We start from the raw sequence: 17,797 nt of genomic DNA, 5'->3' as shown, positions 1-17,797 counted from the left end.
AGTCGGCGTGGCCGGGGCAGTCGACGTGCGCGTAGTGGCGGTTCGGCGTCTCATACTCGACGTGCGCCGTCGAGATCGTGATGCCGCGCGCCTTCTCTTCCGGAGCCGCGTCGATCTGGTCGTACGCCTTGAACTCACCGAAGTACTTCGTGATCGCTGCCGTCAGAGACGTCTTGCCGTGGTCAACGTGGCCGATCGTGCCAATGTTGACGTGCGGCTTGTTGCGCTCAAACTTACTCTTTGCCATTTGAATGCTTCCTGTGAACGAAATGGTGGCCCCGGCGAACCGGTTTAGTGCCGCCGTTTAAGGCTTTCGGCGAAATTGCGCAAGACTTAATTGCAGACGCCATTCTTGGCGTGAGAGCGCATATGGGGGACAATTCGCCGCCTGCAAGGCGATTCGCCAAAGCCCCCTCGAAATTCGCTGAAATCCCAGGGAAAAATGAGTGGACCACGCGTTCTCGGCAGCGCAGGAGTATCCACGCATATGATGCGACGATCGTATGGACTGGCTTCAAAGGGAAACTGGAGCGGGTAGCGGGAATCGAACCCGCGTATTCAGCTTGGAAGGCTGCTGCTCTACCATTGAGCTATACCCGCGGGATGGTCAGATCCAATGACGAATGGTGGAGAGAGTTGGATTTGAACCAACGTAGGCTGAGCCAACGGATTTACAGTCCGTCCCCTTTAACCACTCGGGCATCTCTCCAGTTTTCGTCCGGATCTTGAAGACCAAGTTCGTCAGACTTCGAAGCGTTGCCGCCCGTCGTCTGCGCCGCGTATATGACCGGAGCATTTCAGTCTGTCAACACGATGACTACGGAAAAAACACGAAAAATTTCATTCGCCGCCGAAAGCCGGCATATGAAAGAAGGCCTATGCGACGACGAGCGCCCTGGCTATAAAGCCGCATGAGCAAAGACAAGAAATCCGGCGGCAAGACCGTCACAGACCCATCCGCCAAGGATACGCACTACGCCAATCTTCGGCGAGCCCACCGCGACGCCAAGCGTGAGCGCGGCGAGATCCCGACGCCGCAGCCACAAAAGCGCAAGCGCGGAGCTGAAGACTGGAAGCCGCCGGCCCTCGCCCCCGACCAGGTTCATCTCTATGGCCTGCATACGGTGCGCGCGGCGCTCGACAATCCCGAGCGCAAAAAGATCAAGCTGTTTACGACGCAGAATGCGCTCGCCCGGCTCGAAATCGATGTCGAGGCGCTCGGCATTCCCGTCGAGATCGTCTCACCGCAGGAGATCGACAAGGTCCTCGGCCCCGACGCTATCCATCAGGGCGTGATGCTGGAAACACGGCCGCTTCCGGTGCGCCGGCTGGAAGCGCTGAAGGACAGCCCTCTCCTGCTCGTCCTCGACCAGGTCACCGATCCGCACAATGTCGGCGCGATCATGCGCTCGGCCGTCGCCTTCAATGCCGGCGCGGTCATAACTACCCAGAGACATAGCCCGACCGAGTCCGGTGTGCTCGCCAAATCCGCCTCCGGCGCGCTGGAACTGATACCTTATATACAGATCACCAATCTCGCCGATGTGCTCGGTGAATTGCACAAGCTCGGCTTCTCCACCATCGGCCTCGATTCGGAAGGACCGGCGCCGCTCGAGGGCACCTTCTCCGGCGAGAAGGTGGCTCTGGTGCTCGGCTCCGAGGGCAAGGGGCTGCGGCAGAAGACGCGCGAGACCGTCGGCGCGCTTGCCCGCCTCGACATGCCCGGCGCGATCAAGTCGCTGAACGTCTCGAACGCAGCGGCGATCGCGCTTTACGCGGCGCGGCTATACTTGAAAGCATAAGCGGTCCAGAGGCGGACCGGACAAAGGGGAATTGTCATGATCCGTTTCGTTCTTCGGCTCGCCGCTTCGGCGGCGACGCTCCTTGTCTGCGGCGCGGCATGCGGACAGGAGATCGATCCCGATATTATCAAGGCGCAGGCGGGAACCTATCTCGTTGCCCCAGAGGATGGCGCAGCCGGATGCCGGATAACATTGGAAACCGACATGGCGATCGGCGGCCATTCGCTTTCCGGCCAGGATTCCTGCGCGAAGCCGCTGCCGGCGCTTGCCGAAGCCGCTGCCTGGAATTTCGACGGCAATGGCGGCCTCATCCTGATCGATGCGACGCGCAAGGTGCTCGCCCGCTTCATCGAGAACGAGGGTTCGCCGATGAAGACGGAAGACGGCGCGCCGCTCCTGCTGCTCGCAGCGCCAGAGGGGATCAATCGCCTGCCAACCTTCAGCAACCTTGCCGGGATATGGACGATGCAGAGGCCGGACGGCGAAAAGCTCTGCATCGTCACCCTCAAGGACAATGCCCAGGCAGACGGCAACGCGCCGATGTCACTCTCCAGTGACTGCGCTGCGAATGTCGCCAGGCTGAAGCTCGCGGTCTGGCATATCGACGGTTTCGGTCTCACGCTGATGAGCCATGATGGTTCGTCGCTTGCCTTCGACATGCGTGCCGATGGTAATTTCGACAAGTCGAAGCAGGAGGGCGGCAAGCCGCTTTCGCTGGTGCGTCAGTAATCTCGATCAGCTCGGCGTCCAGCAGGCGGTCGCTCCGCCCGTCGGCCTGCGCGCGGTATCGCCTGCCGCGTAGATCAGCTCGACCGGATAGACGATGACGCTCGGCAGCTTTTCGATTTCCTTGGCATAGTCGGGACTGCGCTTCATTTCCGCTTTGTAGGCGGCGGCACAATCCGGCAGTTGCTCCGGCAACAGGCCGGTATCGGCGGCGATCGCTTTCGCGCAAACAGTCCCCTCCAGATAGAGAGAGCACGAAGCCGTGTAGACGCGGCGAAAATCGAGGGTCAGCTCTCCCTTACCGCTCCTGATCGCGGCAAAATCATCGCGATCCAGAGAATCGTTCAGCAGCCGCTCACCCGTTGTCGCATCATAGACGACGAACGGCTGCCCGCCGTTCCACCCATCCGCCGCGCGGAAAAAGACGAAACCGCCGCTGGCGCCCATAAAGTAGCCGGCGGTGTCGTCCTCGACGACTCGTTCGCGCTCATCGGCACGCTCGCAAGGCGCATCCGCAGTGAGCAGCGCCAGCTTTTCGGCGCCGACGTCACCGAGATCGACTTCCTTGACCATGAAGCCTGGATAACGGCTGCAACTGATCTTCGGCTTCGCACCGGGATTGAGCTCATCCTTCGGCAGCGCCACGACGTCCACTTTCACCGGCTTGTCGAAGACTGCGGCATTTTCCGATGCGCCGGCAAGGGAAACGAATGCCGCCATGATGACCGATGTCGCAACCGCCCGCTTCATCACAGCTCCCCGCTTCCCCATGTTTCCGGTATCTGTGACATGTTTCGATCCGCCGCGACAGATGGAAATCAAGTGCCGGCTACGACCGCAGGGCGTTCGCTCTATACCGGGAAAATCCATTTTTGCCTTGGAAAGATGCTCCGGCGCACTATGATCGGGCGACGACCGATTGCAGCAACCGACCAGAGGCAAGGAGGAATATCCGCCCCATGGCCATTCGACCACTGATTTTCGGTGTCCTCTTCATCGCGGTCTTCGTCGGGATCATTCTGAGTATCATCTGGGTGGACACAACGCACCCCGTCCACCAGCCCGATCCCCTGTCGCCGACCGCACCCGGCCCCGCGACACCGGGAACAGTGCAATAGAACAGCTGTGAATGCGGGCGACGATCACGCGTTAATCCCGAAACAGAACGAGGATTGAACGCCTATCGCGAGGATGCCGCCTTCCGGTGCCGGCCAGACCGGCAATGGCGACAGGATCGAAGCGAGCGTCAACGAACCTCTCACTCATTAGAAAAATAGCCCGGACAAGCCGGGCTATCATCATCAGCTGCGGTAGAGCCAAAAGGGTATATCGCGATCGCGACGGTGCCACTCGCGGCGCTCTTGCCACCGCTCGGCACGCCACCGCCGCCATTGACGGCGATCATCGCGCCAGTCGGACCGGCGCCAATCGTCCTCATCACGCCACCCGCGCCCGTCACGATCGTCACGGTCGTGATCACGTCGCCAGCCATCACGAATTTGGACGATATCGCCTTGCGTCGTCGCCGCCGGCCGCTCGGCCGGCATGGCGGCGGCCGGTGCGACGGACGCAGCGCCCGCACCCACGGAAATGATTGCGGCGAGAAAGAGATGTGCAAGCTTCATGGCTGTTACCTCGTTGATGATGAGGCGAACATAAGCAGGCGCGGCTGAATCGCCGCTGAAGCGGTCCTTCACGCAAGGTTCATCAGATGAAAGGAAATGCGCATCCCGCGCAAAAAATGGTGCCCCCGGCAGGGTTCGAACCCGCGACCCCCTGATTACAAATCAGGTGCTCTACCAACTGAGCTACAAGGGCAACAGCTGCCAACTAGCAGATTCTGCGCTTCTGTAAAGAAAAATCCATCCCTGTGCGGCCGCCGCCCGCGCCAGGCGGAAGGTATCGCCGGACCATCTCACCTGTTGTCATTGACGATTGGTATCGGCCCAAAACAGCTCGCAATGCAAAAGCCCTTGTCGCACCAGCCCTTTATCCTTTAGCTAGAGCAGCTTCACAAAGGGCATTGCATGGGCCGGTCATTTCAGACGCTTTCCTTTATAGCCTCACCGACGATGGAGGCGCTCGCCGCGCGCGAAGAACTGATTCGCATCTATGGCGACGTACCGGCGGAGGAGGCCGACGTCATCGTGGCGCTCGGTGGTGACGGTTTCATGCTGCAGACGCTGCACAGTACCATGAACTCCGGCAAGCTGGTCTACGGCATGAATCGCGGCTCGGTCGGCTTCCTGATGAATGATTATCGCACCGACAGGCTTCAGGAGCGCATCTGCGCCGCCGTTGAAAATGCCTTTCGGCCGCTGAAAATGACGACGGCCAATGCCGACGGCACCAACACGACCGCGCTCGCCATCAACGAAGTCTATCTTTTCCGCCAATCCTATCAGGCCGCCAATCTGAGGGTCGTGGTGGATGGACGGGTGCGCCTGGAGGAACTGATCTGCGACGGGCTGATGGTGGCGACCCCCGCCGGGTCGACGGCCTACAATCTTTCCGCCCATGGTCCGATCCTGCCGCTCGAGGCGCCGCTGCTAGCGATGACCCCGGTCAGCGCCTTCAGACCGCGGCGCTGGAGGGGTGCCCTGCTTCCAAACAAGGTGACCGTCGATATCGACGTTCTCGAGCCGATCAAGCGCCCGGTGAATGCGGTGGCCGACAATACCGAGGTCAAATCCGTGCTGCATGTCCGCATCGCCCAGTCGGAGCATATGACGGCGCGCATCCTTTCCGATCCCGACCGCTCGTGGTCCGACCGTATTCTCGCCGAGCAGTTCAAGGATTGAGACGATGGCAATGCGACGCCTCTTGATAACGACGGCTTTCCTGGTCGGGATGTCGGCTGCAGCCGCCCCCGCGCAGGATGCCATCCTGCCGGCTTCGGTGATTTTCGCGACCAGCACCGGCTACTGGGAGGACGACGGCAACTCGCCGGCTATCGAGCGGGCGCCGAGCGGCGGCGAGGCCATTGCCAAACCCGGGGAAAAAGGCGCACAGCGCCACGGCTATTACAAGCTCTTTGCCGTCCGCCAGCCGGACAAAACCTCCAAGATCTATCTGCAGCAGATTGCCCAGGCCGAGAGTGGCCCGGCGATCGTCTCGACCATCGAGCTGCAGGAATTCAGCGACCTGAAGCCTTACGTCACCGACATACGCCCTGAGAATTCGACCGGCATCATCAAGCAACCGGGGCTCTTCGCGACCATCTATCTTAAGACCGACCCTGCGGCAGAGCCGAACGGTTGGACGGTGCTGATCGACGAATTCGGCGACATCACCGTGGAAAAGGCGACGAATTGAACGGCGAAGCCGGCTCGGAGACTCTCTAGAGATGAAACTGGGCTTTCGCGACGGCGTCCTCTACGACGAGAAAAGGCCGAACTGGGACGCGGACGGCCCCAGACCCATCAGCTGGTCACTATGGTACCCCGCCGTCGACGAGGCGCAGGAAAGTGATTTCCAGAAGCGAAGCTGGTTCCAAAAGGCCGCGGTCGCGCACGACGCACCCATTCGGCCCGCAGCAAGACCCTACCCTCTCGTTCTTCTGTCGCATGGCACCGGCGGCTCGGCGGCCGGGCTGGAATGGCTGGCACGACGCCTGGTCCATCGCGGATTTGCAGCGCTCGGCGTCAGCCACCATGGCAATACCGGCATCGAGCCCTACCGTGCCGAAGGTTTTGCCTGCCTTTGGGAGCGGGCGCCGGATCTGAGCTTCATGCTAGACCACAGTGGCGACTGGCTGGGTGATCTCTCGGGCCATATCGATATATCGCGTGTGTACGCGGCGGGATTTTCAGCTGGAGCGTACAGCGTAACGCTGCTGCTCGGGGCCATCGCCCAGTTCTCGCAGTTCGAACCGTCGAGGTTGAAGCCTGACGGCCCGCGCGGACCGCGGGAATTCCCCGACTTTGCCGATCATATTCCGACATTGCTTCGCACCAGTGAGGTGTTTCGCGAATCATGGTCCCGCATGTCGAACTCCTACCGGGACGACAGAATCAAGGCGGCACTGGTCTGCGCGCCGGGTCGCTCCGTTCTCGGCTTCAGCGAGGAAAGTCTCAAAGCCGTCGACGCACCCGCCCTTATTCTCGTCGGCGATGCCGACAGGGCGGCACCAGCCGAAGAATGTTCGTCATGGCTGCATGCACGGCTCCCGCACAGCGCTCTCAAAATCTTCGGCGGCGGCCTTGGACATTACGTCTTTCTGCCCGAAGGCACCGGTCTTGGCTTTGCCTTTGCGGCAGAGCTTTTCACCGATCCCCCGGGCATCGAGCGCGCAGCCATTCATGAGGAGGTCGCCGATCTGTCGGCAGCGTTGTTTCAGAGCGTCGACACCGGTGCGACGACATAGGCCAAAAGAAAAGCCCCGTTTCCGGGGCTTTGTCGTCTCGATCCTATCGTAGCCTATCAGTCGACATCATCGACGACCGCGTCAGCGGCGCCGCTGATGCGGTGGGCGAGAGCGGCTTCCATGAATTCGTTCAGCTCGCCGTCGAGCACGTCGTCAGGCGCGGTGCTGGCAACGCCGGTGCGCAGGTCCTTGACCAGCTGGTAGGGTTGCAGCACGTAGGAGCGGATCTGATGGCCCCAGCCGATATCCGTCTTGGAGGCGGCTTCGGCGTTGGCGGCCTCTTCCCGCTTCTTCAGCTCGGCTTCGTACATGCGGGCACGCAGCATTTCCCAGGCTTTGGCGCGGTTCTTGTGCTGCGAGCGCTCCTGCTGGCAGGCCACGACGATGCCGGTCGGAATATGCGTGATACGCACGGCCGAGTCGGTCGTATTGACGTGCTGGCCGCCGGCGCCCGACGAACGATAGGTGTCGATACGGCAATCACCTTCGTTGATCTCGATGTTGATCGACTCGTCGACGACGGGATAGACCCAGATCGACGAGAACGACGTGTGACGACGCGCATTGCTGTCGTAAGGCGAGATGCGCACAAGGCGATGCACGCCCGATTCGGTCTTGAGCCAGCCATAGGCGTTGTGGCCCTTGACGAGCAGGGTCGCGGACTTGATGCCCGCCTCTTCGCCATCGTGGACTTCCAGAAGCTCGACCTTGAAACGCTGGCGCTCGGCCCAGCGGGTGTACATGCGCAGAAGCATGTTCGCCCAGTCCTGGCTTTCCGTGCCGCCGGCGCCGGAATGGACTTCGAGATAGGTGTCGTTGCCGTCGGCCTCACCGGAGAGCATCGCTTCCACCTGGCGGCGCGCAGCCTCGGCCTTCAACGCCTTCAGCGTATCCTCAGCCTCCTTGACGATGCCTTCGTCGCCCTCTTCCTCGCCGAGCCCGATCAGCTCGATATTATCGTTCAGCTGCTGTTCGAGCTGCCTAACGCCGGTGATGCCGTCATCGAGCTGCTGGCGCTCGCGCATCAGCTTCTGGGCTTCGGCAGCGTCGTTCCAGAGGTTCGGATCCTCTGCCTTGTTGTTCAACCAGTCCAGTCGTCTTACCGCCTGATCCCAGTCAAAGATGCCTCCTCAGCAGGGTGATAGCCTGCTTGGTTTCATCGACCACGTTTTCGATTTCCGCTCGCATTTTCCTGCTTCTCTGTAACGGTCTTCTTCAAGTGCTGGTGACATAGAGACGCCCGCCGCGGATGTAAAGGGCCGCGGCGGGCGTCCAAAAACTCAGACGAGGATTAGAAGAGGCCGGGCGTGCCGGTCTGGACGGCCTGATTGGCCTGCGGCGAGGTCTTCAGGATCTCTTCCGGCGCCATCGTGCTGTCCATGCCGATGACGGAGAAGCTGTCGGCCGGGCCGGTGCCAGGCTTGAAGGCCTCGATGATCGTGTTGGGGTCGCCGTCGACGGCGGCCATGCCGGTCTTGCGGTCGATCGGGATGAGGTTCATGCCTGATGGAATGACGAATTTGGATTCCGGCATGTCCTTGACCGCGGCCTGCATGAATTCGTTGAAGATCGGCGCGGAAAGACCGCCACCGGTGCCGCCACGGCCAAGCGGAGCCGGCGTATCGAAGCCCATATAGAGGCCGGCGACCAGATCCGGCGTGAAGCCGACGAACCAGGCGTCCTTTTCGTCGTTGGTCGTGCCGGTCTTGCCGGCAACGTCGCGGCCGCCGAGATCGATCTTGCCTGCGGCTGTGCCGCGCTGGATGACGCCCTGCATCATCGAGGTGATCTGGTAGGCGGTCATCGGATCGAGAACGGTCTCGCGGTTGTCGACGACATTAGGCTCTTCCTGGTTCTGCCAGTCGCCGGCATTGCAGCCTTCGCACAGACGCTCTTCATGCTTGAAGATCGTCTTGCCGTAGCGATCCTGGATGCGGTCGATCAATGTCGGCTTGATCTGCTTGCCGCCATTGGCAAGGACCGAATAGGCCGAAACCATGCGCAGCACCGTCGTGTCGCCGGCGCCGAGCGACATGGAGAGGACCGGCAGCATGTGATCGTAGATGCCGAAGCGCTCGGCATATTCGGCAACGATGTTCATGCCGAGATCGTTGGCGAGGCGCACCGTCATCAGGTTGCGCGAATGCTCGATGCCCGAGCGCAGCGTCGACGGACCGCCGACTTCGCCGCCGTAGTTTTCCGGTTTCCAGACCTGGCCGCCCGAGACGATCTCGATCGGCGCATCCATGATGACGGAGGCGGGCGTATAACCATTGTCCATCGCCGCGGCGTAGACGAAAGGCTTGAAGGAGGAGCCCGGCTGGCGCATCGCCTGGGTGGCGCGATTGAATTCCGACTGAGCGTAAGAGAAGCCGCCGACCATGGCGAGCACGCGGCCGGTCTTCGGGTCCATGGCGACGAGACCGCCCTGCACCTTCGGCGGCTGACGCAGACGGTAGGAGGTCGACGCATCGTCGCCGAGCTTCTCGACATAGACGACGTCGCCGGGAGCGACGGCGCCCTCCGGCGATTTCGTGGTTTTGCGCGAGCCATCCGCCGAACGGAAGGCCCATTGCATATTCTTGGCGTCGATCGTGCCGCGCTGGCGGTCTGCGGCAACCTTGCCGCTTCCGTCCTTGGCCGGCTGCAGGCCGATGTCGACATTGTCGTCGGACACGGCGAGCACGACGGCGAGCCGCCATTCCGGCACGTCTGTCAGTGCGGGAATATCGGCAAGCGCTTTGCCCCAATCGCCGCTTGCGTCGATCTGCTTGACGGGCCCGTGGAAACCGCGGCGTTCGTCATAGGTCACGAGACCGTCCTGCAGCGCCTTGCGGGCGGCAAGCTGCATCTGCGGATCGAGCGAAGTGCGCACGGAAAGGCCGCCCTCATAGAGGACCTTCTCGCCATATTGATCGATCAGCTGGCGGCGCACGGCTTCGGCGAAATAATCCGAAGCGAAGAGCGAGGGACCGGTGCTGCGGGCGGTGACGCCGAGCGGCTGCTTCTTGGCCTCCTCGCCGTCGCTCTGGCTGACATAGCCGTTCTCGACCATGCGGTCGATCACCCAATTACGGCGCTCGAGCGCTGCCTCGGGATGGCGGAAAGGATGGTAATTGGCCGGGCCTTTCGGCAGCGATGCCAGATAGGCCGCCTCGGCGACGGTCAACTCCGTGACCGACTTGTTGAAATAGGTGAGTGCCGCGCCGGCGATGCCATAGGAATTCAGGCCGAAGAAGATCTCGTTCAGGTAGAGTTCGAGGATCTTGTCCTTGCTGTAGGCCTGCTCGATACGGAAGGAGAGGATCGCTTCCTTGATCTTGCGGTCGATCGTCTGGTCGGAGCTCAAAAGGAAGTTCTTGGCCACCTGCTGCGTGATTGTGGAGGCGCCGACCGGGCGGCGGCCAGAACCGAAATTCTGCAGGTTGACGAGAATTGCGCGGCCGAGGCCGGTCAGGTCGACGCCCGGGTGGTTGTAGAAATTCTTGTCTTCTGCCGAGAGGAACGCGGCCTTCACGCGATCGGGAATGGCCTGGATCGGCAGGAAGAGACGCTTTTCCTTGGCGTATTCGGCCATCAGAGCGCCGTTGCCTGCGTGGACGCGGGTCGTGACCGGCGGCGCATAGCTGTTCAGAACGGCATAGTCCGGAAGATCCTTCGCGACATTGGCGAGATAGATGGCAATACCCGCCGCCGCGACCAGAAACAGGACGCAGGCCATTCCGAAGAAATATCCAAGAAGTCTAACCATATTTTCAGCTACCGGTCTCTTCGATCTTCAATCGGCGCGGACGCAACGATTGCACAAATCGGCGCGGACGCAACGATTGCACAGATCCAGGCAATTTGCACGTTGCGCGCGGCTTACTCCATGAGCGCTACCGCCACAAGCCGATTCCGCGCTTCAAGCTACGAAACATAAGCTGGAGTAACGGCGCGAATGTGAGCAAAATAGGGCTCCTTGCGCCGCATTCACCGGTATATCGGCGTTTCATCGGGAGTGTCACATCCAAGCAACGCCCCTCCCCTGCGCCGGAATGAAGCAGTCTGCTCGCAACTTGATTCAGCCAACACAGATTAGTCTTTGTTTTTAAACGTCTTGCCGCGCCAAAACCGCCGCGCATCCGGATGGCGGAAATCAGCCGCCATTCGCCACGACGGCGGTCCGGTATCGCTTGATTGCTTCGGTCAGGAGATCGGCGATCTTGCCGCGCCAGGTCTCGTCGAGAAGCAGCTTCTCATCCTCGGCATTCGACAGGAACCCGAGCTCGACGAGGATCGACGGCACGTCGGGGGCCTGTAGCACGCGGAAGCCTGCATGGCGGTGCGGATTGTTGATGGTGCCGACCTGATCCCTGAAGGAATTCAGCACGCTTTCGGCGAGCGAGATCGAAAAGGCCTGGGTTTCGCGCCGCGTCAGGTCGAGCAGGATGTCGGCGACCTCGGGCGGCTCGGCAACCGTCTCCTTGCCGGCGATCTGGTCGGAGAGGTTTTCGCGTTCGGCAAGGTCGGCGGCGAGCTTGTCTGAGGCTTTGTCGGAGATCGTATAGACGGTCGCGCCGCGGATATCCTTCTGCTTCAGCGTGTCGGCATGCAGCGAAATGAAGAGGCCGGCATGGTTCTGACGGGCGATCAGCACGCGCTGCGAAAGCGACAGGAACTCGTCATTCTCACGCGTCAGGAAAGCCTTGATGCCCGGCTCCTTGTTCAGCCGCTCGGTCAGGGCCTTGGCGAAAGCAAGCGTCACCTGCTTTTCCTCGGTCTTGGTGTCGACGCCGATCGCGCCGGTATCGATGCCGCCGTGACCGGCATCGACCGCAATGACGAAATCACCGGGCGCGGCTTTCTCAGGCGCCGGAATGGCGCTCGTCGTCTGGGTCGCCTCGGCCCGATCGTCCCAGGATTGCGTCTTGACCAGCTCGGCAAAGGCCTGCTTGTCGATCATCTCGGCATCGAGCACGAGGCGATGGCCCTTGCCGGTCTCGTCGGCCTGCGCCTTGGCGAGCGCCAGCTTCACCGGCCTTGCCGCCGTCAGCACGATGCGGGCGCTCTCCTCGTCCATCTTGCCGTAGCGGATATCCTTGAAGAGGCCGCGGGCGGCCAGATCCTTCGCCGGAAAGCCGAAAGCGGTCGCCGGCAGGTCGATGACGATACGTTCCGGATTGGCGATGTAATGGACGGAAAAGCGCGGTTCGCGATCGAAATCGATGACGATGCGCGTTCTGGCGTCATCGCCGATGATACGCGCGCCATAGGCGAGCAGCGGATCCTTGGTTTCAGCGGAACCCGCCACCGCCGGCAGGAGACAGCAGGCGACGAGCGCCATCGTCAGAACCCGCCTTGCGAATGTCGATCGCCGCGCTGCGGATTTCGCCGCGATCCGAGCCCTCTTAAACAATAAACCGCCACATCCTATTTATATCGCGATGGACCAGGCACGGCCGGCCGGGATGCCCTCTAACGAAACACCTTTGCCGCCTGCCGAATCGCAACCGCTTGATCCCCAGCTTCTATGCGTTTCGAAATCCATCAATATTATGGCACATTTGGCTTTTCCCTTGCTATTGTGACAGAGAAAACATACAACGAATTTTAAGGTAGAAGTGCTGACGGGATAGAGTCGCCGCAAGGCTGCCAGCCAGATCTGGACCTGGCGCCACATCGGTCATCGTCCGCCGTCTCATGCGCTTCAACCCGAAAACTGGATCCTGATTTTCCGGCTTATTTGTCGGAACTTCATTGGTGGATCAGCCACCACGCTCTCAGGGAGCACCCTCATCGGACCCGAAACGGGTCTTCGTATTTGTCGATCACGCTTGGTTGTTGATGGTTTCGCAGCAGGTTTTATCTGAAGTTTACAGGCCCCGGACCGATACGGTTCCGGCTGCGGTCTGGCTGCTGCTCTCCCCTTCGCGTCAGGCGCGACTTTCATTATCCGGCGCGGCCACGGTGGACCGCATTCTTTCTGTTTCAACAGCAGTCGGGAATGCGCTCTCACGGCCACGCCGAGGAGCACAGCTTACATGGCAGACAAAATGCTTATCGATGCGTCTCACGAGGAAGAGACGCGCGTCGTTGTCGTTCGCGGGAACCGCATAGAAGAATTTGACTTCGAGTCACAGCACAAGAAGCAGATCCGCGGCAACATCTATCTTGCAAAGGTAACGAGGGTCGAACCCTCGCTGCAGGCCGCCTTCGTCGATTACGGCGGCAACCGGCACGGCTTCCTGGCCTTCGCCGAAATCCATCCCGATTATTACCAGATCCCCCTCGCCGACCGTCAGGCGCTGCTTCGCGCCGAGGCCGAGGAACATCGCCGCGACGAGGACGTCGAACACGTCGAAACCGCGCCGATGGTCGATCTTTCGACCCAGGACCAGCCGGATGTCGGCATCGTGCCCGCAGAGGCACCGGCTGCTGCCGTAACGGAAGAGGCCGCGGCGGAAGAGGTTGCCGTAACGGCAGAGGCAGCGGCATCGCCTGAAGCCGCCGAAGAAGCGCCGGCCAAGAAGGCAAGGCCGCGCCGGAGCCGCAAGAAGGTTGCCGAAACGACCGCGACCGAGGATGCCGTTCCCACAGACGTCGAAGCCGAAGGCGCTGCAAGCGTCGACAACGAGGATGACGGCTCGACCGGCGGCACGATGGCCGCGATGGTTGAAACCGATACGATCTCCGAGGACGTCGACACCAGCAAGCGTCGCCACGATGATGACGACGACGACGATGATCACGGTGAAGAGGAAGTCATCGAATCCGTCGGCGCCGAAGACGCGATGGAAGAAGTTCCGGACCGCGTGCAGCGCAAGCCGCGCAAGCAGTACCGCATCCAGGAAGTCATCAAGCGCCGCCAGATCCTGCTGGTGCAGGTCGCCAAGGAAGAGCGCGGCAACAAGGGCGCTGCTCTCACCACCTATCTCTCGCTCGCAGGCCGCTATTCCGTCCTGATGCCGAACACGGCGCGCGGCGGCGGCATTTCCCGCAAGATCACCAATCCGCAGGACCGCAAGCGCCTGAAGGAAATCGCCCGCATGCTCGAAGTGCCGCAAGGCATGGGCGTGATCCTGCGTACCGCCGGCGCCAACCGCACCAAGGTCGAGGTCAAGCGCGACTTCGAATATCTGATGCGCCTGTGGGAGAACGTCCGCACGCTGACGCTCGCTTCCACCGCTCCCTGCCTCGTCTACGAGGAAGGCTCGCTCATCAAGCGCTCGATCCGCGACCTCTACAACAAGGATATCGGCGAGATCATCGTTGCCGGCGAAGAAGGCTATCGTGAAGCGAAAGACTTCATGAAGATGCTGATGCCGAGCCACGCCAAGGTGGTCCAGCCCTATCGCGACATCCATCCGATCTTCTCGCGCTCCGGCATCGAGGCCCAGCTCGACCGCATGCTGCAGCCGCAGGTGACGCTGCGTTCCGGCGGCTACCTGATCATGAACCAGACGGAAGCGCTGGTTTCGATCGACGTCAACTCCGGCCGCTCGACGCGCGAACACTCGATCGAGGACACAGCTCTCCAGACGAACCTCGAAGCCGCGGAAGAAATCGCCCGCCAGCTTCGCCTGCGCGACCTTGCCGGCCTGATCGTCATCGACTTCATCGACATGGAAGAGAAGCGCAACAACCGCGCCGTCGAGAAGAAGCTGAAGGAATGCCTGAAGAACGACCGCGCCCGCATCCAGGTCGGCCGGATCTCGCATTTCGGCCTGCTCGAAATGTCACGCCAGCGCATCCGCGCTTCCGTTCTCGAATCGACCACCCAGGTCTGCTCGCATTGCGGCGGCACCGGCCACGTCCGTTCGCAGTCCTCCGTCGCCCTGCATGTGCTGCGCGGCATCGAGGAATATCTGCTCAAGAACACGACGCACAACATAACCGTGCGCACCACGCCCGACATCGCTCTCTACCTGCTCAACCACAAGCGCCAGACGATCGTCGATTACGAAGCCCGCTTCGGCGTCGCGATCATCATCGACGCGGACGGTTCGGTCGGTGCGCAGCACTTCGCGATCGATCGCGGCGAAGCCGTGGAAAACCCGGTCAAGATCGAAAGCCTCTTCAACTTCGCAGCCATTCCCGAGGATGACGACGACGATATCGTCATCGAGGCGGATGAGGACGAAGACGAAGAACTCGAGGAAAAGCCGGCCGCTGCCGAACGCGCCGCGACGGCACGCTCGGAAGGCGAAGCTGACGGCAACCGCAAGCGCAAGCGCCGCAGGCGCCGTCGCGGCCGCAACGGCAATGCCGAGCAGCCGGCTTCGGCTGCGGGCGAAGCCGGCGACGAAGAGGAAGATAGCGAGGACGAAGGCGGCGAAGGCGATGAAAACGCCGCCGCCACGACCGAAGCCCGTGCCGAGAGCGAAGAATCGCAGCGCCGCAAGCGCCGCCGTCGCGGCAAGCGCGGCGGTCGCCGTAATCGCGCCGAGGACGGCTCCGAGCTGACGGCCGATGAAGCCGGCGAAAGCAATGGCAGCGACGAGGACGAAGACGATAGCGCTTCGGATGACGTCGCTCCCGCTGAAGCCGCAATCGTCGAGACGGTTGCCGAACAGGCCAGCGAGAGCCAAGCTGTGACGGCTGCCGTCGAAGGCGTGGCCGTTGTCGCGGAAGAGGTGAAGCCTGCCCGTGGCCGCGGCCGCCGCAAGCCCGCCGCAGCGCCGGTCGAAGAACCGGTAGCGGAAGCGGCACCCGCTGCCGAAGCCGAACCGGAGGTAGTCGAAGCCTCCGCCGATCTCGCCGCACCCGTTCAGGAAGAGGCAAAGCCGGTTCGCGCCAACCGCGAATCCAACATCTCCTCCTCCGAGCCGACGGTGAAATCCACCCGCAGCGAAGCCGCCGAAAGCGACGACGGCAAGCCGAAGAAAGCCGGCTGGTGGCAGCGCCGTGGCTTCTTCTGAACGCTGATTTTCGGACGTAAATGATAGATCCGGCCGTGGTGACGCGGCCGGATTTTTGTTTATGGCCAGGGTATCGTTATTGGTCGATCATCCAGCGTTTTTCGCACGTCTGAAACGATGTGCAGAAGGGGACATGCCGCGACCTCGCGATTCCCTCTTCTCCCCGGCGGGGAGAAGGTGCCCGTAGGGCGGATGAGGGGGCCTCGCGGCACAGCATTGATTGCCCTGCCCGCTCAGCATAACAATAACAAATGTTCTGCCGTGTGGCCCCCTCATCCGACCCTGCGGGCCACCTTCTCCCCGCTGGGGAGAAGAGGGTTGTGGCAGTCTCTCCCGCCTGCGATCAGGCCGCCGGCGGATAGAGCAGATCGACGATGTAGCTGGCGTCGAAGCGGGAATCGAGCATGCCGTATGTGGAGCGCCAGCCGCCGGCAAGGCGTGTCTCGATGAAGGCATCGGCGATGCGTCCTGCTCCGAGCCGATAGAGTTCCGCCGCGCCGGCGGCAAGCGCCAGCTGCTCGACGAGCAGGCGCGCCGCGCCCTCGTCCTGTTCACAGAGCGCGATTGCGGCGCGCAGCACGTCGATCGTCTTCTTGCCGGCGGGACCGAGATCGCGGGCGAGGCCAGCAAAAACCGTCTCGAACAGATCCTTGCCGCGGTTGAGCACGCGCAGCACATCCAGCGCCATGACGTTGCCGGAACCTTCCCAAATGGCGTTGACGGGCGCCTCGCGGTAATGGCGGGCGATCGGGCGCTCCTCGATGTAACCGTTGCCGCCGATGCATTCCATCGCCTCGTAGATAAGCGCCGGGGCGATCTTGCAGCACCAGTATTTGGCGACCGGCGTCATGACGCGGGCATAGGCCGCTTGTTCGGCGTTGCCGCGCGCCTTGTCGAAAGCATCGGCAAGGCGGAAGGACAGCGCGGTGGCGGCAGCGACATCGAGCGCCATGTCGGCGAGCACGCGAGTCATGATCGGCTGATTGACGAGCATCTTGCCAAAGACGCTGCGGCCACGGGTGTGGTGCACGGCCTCGGCGAGCGAGGCGCGCATCATGCCTGAGGAGGCCAGCGCGCAGTCGAGCCGCGTCAGCGTCACCATGTCGAGGATGGTGCGGATGCCGGCATCCGGGCCGCCGAGCAGGAAGCCGAAGGTGTCTGAGAATTCCACCTCGGAAGAGGCATTGGAGCGGTTGCCGACCTTGTCCTTCAGCCGCTGGAACTGCAGGCCGTTGGCGGAGCCATCCTCCAGAAGGCGCGGTACCAGGAAGCAGCCCATGCCCTCCTTGGTCTGCGCCAGCATGATGAAGGCATCGCTCATCGGAGCGGACATGAACCACTTGTGGCCGGACAGCCGGTATATGCCTTCGCTGACCTTTTCGGCCGCGCTCCGGTTGGCCCTGACATCCGTGCCGCCCTGCTTTTCCGTCATGCCCATGCCGATGGTGACGGCAGACTTCTGCATGGCCGGCTTGTTCGACGAATCATATTTGCGCGAGAGGATCTTCGGCGCCCAGTCCTTCTGTACGGCGGGAGACGCCGAAAGCGCGGCAACGGAGGCGCTCGTCATCGTCAGCGGGCAGAGATGGCCGGATTCCAGCTGCGCCATCAGATAGAAGCGCGCGGCGCGAACCTTGTGCGCCTCATCCTTGGCTTCGGTATCGGCCTGCGGGTCCCAGACGGAGGAATGCAGGCCGACCGACATCGAGCGGCGCATCAGCGCGTGCCAGGCGGGATGGAATTCGACCACGTCGAGTCGCTCGCCGCGCGGGCCATGGGTGCGCAGCTGCGGCGCGCCCTGGTTAGCCATGCGCGCCAGCTCCTGCGCCTCCGGCGAGGTGACGTAGCGGCCGATATTTTCCAGGTCTTCGCGGATGCCACGCGGCAAAGCAGCCGTCAGATCGACGATCAGCGGATCGGACCGATAGGCATTGATGCCGGACCACAGGCTCGGCTGGTTGAGTTCTGCGAGTTTGTCGTCAGTCCGGTTGGCGGAGGTCATT

Annotated in this window: 14 protein-coding genes and 3 tRNA genes; 7 read left to right on the top strand and 10 right to left on the bottom strand. The window is 62.0% G+C overall.

Annotation, left to right across the window (positions count from 1 at the left end; all coding sequences use genetic code 11):
- From QD408_RS22525 to QD408_RS22515, 3 genes are all read right to left on the bottom strand, one after another.
- On the bottom strand, window positions 1-247 hold a 247-nt coding region (locus tag QD408_RS22525), incomplete at its 3' end, for a GTP-binding protein (RefSeq protein WP_034884511.1).
- A 279-nt stretch (window positions 248-526) separates the two neighbouring features.
- Window positions 527-600: transfer RNA gene (locus QD408_RS22520), tRNA-Gly, on the bottom strand.
- 24 nt (window positions 601-624) lie between these two features.
- A tRNA-Tyr gene (locus QD408_RS22515) sits at window positions 625-709 on the bottom strand.
- A gap of 202 nt (window positions 710-911) precedes the next feature.
- Between QD408_RS22515 and rlmB the strand changes: the two genes are divergently transcribed.
- Both rlmB and QD408_RS22505 read left to right on the top strand, forming a co-directional pair.
- Entirely contained in the window at window positions 912-1,802 is an 891-nt protein-coding gene (gene rlmB / locus QD408_RS22510; RefSeq protein WP_088685482.1) for a 23S rRNA (guanosine(2251)-2'-O)-methyltransferase RlmB, read from the top strand.
- 36 nt (window positions 1,803-1,838) lie between these two features.
- Window positions 1,839-2,531, top strand: a complete 693-nt coding sequence (locus tag QD408_RS22505; protein ID WP_414140817.1) for an AprI/Inh family metalloprotease inhibitor — start codon at window positions 1,839-1,841, stop codon at window positions 2,529-2,531.
- A gap of 6 nt (window positions 2,532-2,537) precedes the next feature.
- On the opposite strand, the gene QD408_RS22500 is transcribed toward QD408_RS22505, so the two are convergent.
- Window positions 2,538-3,278 carry a hypothetical protein gene (locus tag QD408_RS22500; protein WP_414140816.1) on the bottom strand — a complete coding sequence of 247 codons (741 nt, stop codon included), beginning with the start codon at window positions 3,276-3,278 and terminating at the stop codon, window positions 2,538-2,540.
- A gap of 209 nt (window positions 3,279-3,487) precedes the next feature.
- Between QD408_RS22500 and QD408_RS22495 the strand changes: the two genes are divergently transcribed.
- Window positions 3,488-3,646 (top strand): hypothetical protein, encoded by a 159-nt coding sequence (locus QD408_RS22495; protein WP_190237542.1) that lies wholly within the window; start codon window positions 3,488-3,490, stop codon window positions 3,644-3,646.
- A 183-nt stretch (window positions 3,647-3,829) separates the two neighbouring features.
- Here QD408_RS22495 and QD408_RS22490 read toward each other — a convergent pair whose 3' ends face one another.
- Together QD408_RS22490 and QD408_RS22485 are read right to left on the bottom strand one after the other, a co-directional pair.
- Window positions 3,830-4,153, bottom strand: coding sequence for a hypothetical protein (locus QD408_RS22490; RefSeq protein ID WP_414140819.1), 324 nt, complete (start codon window positions 4,151-4,153; stop codon window positions 3,830-3,832).
- 117 nt (window positions 4,154-4,270) lie between these two features.
- Window positions 4,271-4,346, bottom strand: a tRNA-Thr gene (locus QD408_RS22485).
- 209 nt (window positions 4,347-4,555) lie between these two features.
- On the opposite strand from QD408_RS22485, the gene QD408_RS22480 reads away from it, so the two are divergent.
- Genes QD408_RS22480 through QD408_RS22470 form a run of 3 tightly spaced genes read left to right on the top strand, consistent with a single transcriptional unit; the run spans window position 4,556 to window position 6,894 of the window.
- Entirely contained in the window at window positions 4,556-5,329 is a 774-nt protein-coding gene (locus QD408_RS22480; RefSeq protein WP_088685479.1) for an NAD kinase, read from the top strand.
- Between the two features lie 4 nt (window positions 5,330-5,333).
- Window positions 5,334-5,843, top strand: a complete 510-nt coding sequence (locus tag QD408_RS22475; RefSeq protein WP_414140815.1) for a hypothetical protein — start codon at window positions 5,334-5,336, stop codon at window positions 5,841-5,843.
- A 31-nt stretch (window positions 5,844-5,874) separates the two neighbouring features.
- Entirely contained in the window at window positions 5,875-6,894 is a 1,020-nt protein-coding gene (locus tag QD408_RS22470; protein WP_414140814.1) for an alpha/beta hydrolase family protein, read from the top strand.
- 56 nt (window positions 6,895-6,950) lie between these two features.
- Here QD408_RS22470 and prfB read toward each other — a convergent pair.
- From prfB to QD408_RS22455, 3 genes are all read right to left on the bottom strand, one after another.
- A protein-coding gene (prfB, locus tag QD408_RS22465) for a peptide chain release factor 2 (RefSeq protein WP_414140813.1) occupies window positions 6,951-8,082 on the bottom strand; the annotation gives its coding sequence in 2 pieces (ribosomal slippage) (window positions 6,951-8,012 and window positions 8,014-8,082; 1,131 coding nt in all).
- Between the two features lie 103 nt (window positions 8,083-8,185).
- Window positions 8,186-10,645 carry a penicillin-binding protein 1A gene (locus QD408_RS22460; RefSeq protein WP_088685476.1) on the bottom strand — a complete coding sequence of 820 codons (2,460 nt, stop codon included), beginning with the start codon at window positions 10,643-10,645 and terminating at the stop codon, window positions 8,186-8,188.
- A gap of 387 nt (window positions 10,646-11,032) precedes the next feature.
- Complete coding sequence (locus QD408_RS22455; protein WP_414140812.1) at window positions 11,033-12,292, bottom strand: N-acetylmuramoyl-L-alanine amidase; 1,260 nt, start codon at window positions 12,290-12,292, stop codon at window positions 11,033-11,035.
- Between the two features lie 625 nt (window positions 12,293-12,917).
- On the opposite strand from QD408_RS22455, the gene QD408_RS22450 reads away from it, so the two are divergent.
- Entirely contained in the window at window positions 12,918-15,794 is a 2,877-nt protein-coding gene (locus QD408_RS22450) for an Rne/Rng family ribonuclease (protein WP_414140811.1), read from the top strand.
- Window positions 15,795-16,137: 343 nt separating this feature from the next.
- Here QD408_RS22450 and QD408_RS22445 read toward each other — a convergent pair whose 3' ends face one another.
- Complete coding sequence (locus QD408_RS22445; RefSeq protein ID WP_088685473.1) at window positions 16,138-17,796, bottom strand: acyl-CoA dehydrogenase family protein; 1,659 nt, start codon at window positions 17,794-17,796, stop codon at window positions 16,138-16,140.
- Between the last annotated feature and the right edge of the window lies 1 nt (window position 17,797).

Origin of the sequence: Rhizobium sp. BR 249 (assembly GCF_047445895.1) — a bacterium.
In the GTDB taxonomy this organism is placed as follows: Bacteria; Pseudomonadota; Alphaproteobacteria; order Rhizobiales; family Rhizobiaceae; genus Rhizobium.
Note: the sequence above shows the minus strand (reverse complement) of the source record. Positions and strands in the feature narration are given on the sequence as shown.

Coding starts and splice junctions, on each gene's coding strand:
- rlmB (WP_088685482.1), top strand. CDS start 912: ATGAGCAAAGACAAGAAATCCGGCGGCAAGACCGTCACAGACCCATCC.
- QD408_RS22505 (WP_414140817.1), top strand. CDS start 1,839: ATGATCCGTTTCGTTCTTCGGCTCGCCGCTTCGGCGGCGACGCTCCTT.
- QD408_RS22500 (WP_414140816.1), bottom strand. CDS start 3,278: ATGAAGCGGGCGGTTGCGACATCGGTCATCATGGCGGCATTCGTTTCC.
- QD408_RS22495 (WP_190237542.1), top strand. CDS start 3,488: ATGGCCATTCGACCACTGATTTTCGGTGTCCTCTTCATCGCGGTCTTC.
- QD408_RS22490 (WP_414140819.1), bottom strand. CDS start 4,153: ATGAAGCTTGCACATCTCTTTCTCGCCGCAATCATTTCCGTGGGTGCG.
- QD408_RS22480 (WP_088685479.1), top strand. CDS start 4,556: ATGGGCCGGTCATTTCAGACGCTTTCCTTTATAGCCTCACCGACGATG.
- QD408_RS22475 (WP_414140815.1), top strand. CDS start 5,334: ATGGCAATGCGACGCCTCTTGATAACGACGGCTTTCCTGGTCGGGATG.
- QD408_RS22470 (WP_414140814.1), top strand. CDS start 5,875: ATGAAACTGGGCTTTCGCGACGGCGTCCTCTACGACGAGAAAAGGCCG.
- QD408_RS22460 (WP_088685476.1), bottom strand. CDS start 10,645: ATGGTTAGACTTCTTGGATATTTCTTCGGAATGGCCTGCGTCCTGTTT.
- QD408_RS22450 (WP_414140811.1), top strand. CDS start 12,918: ATGGCAGACAAAATGCTTATCGATGCGTCTCACGAGGAAGAGACGCGC.
- QD408_RS22445 (WP_088685473.1), bottom strand. CDS start 17,796: ATGACCTCCGCCAACCGGACTGACGACAAACTCGCAGAACTCAACCAG.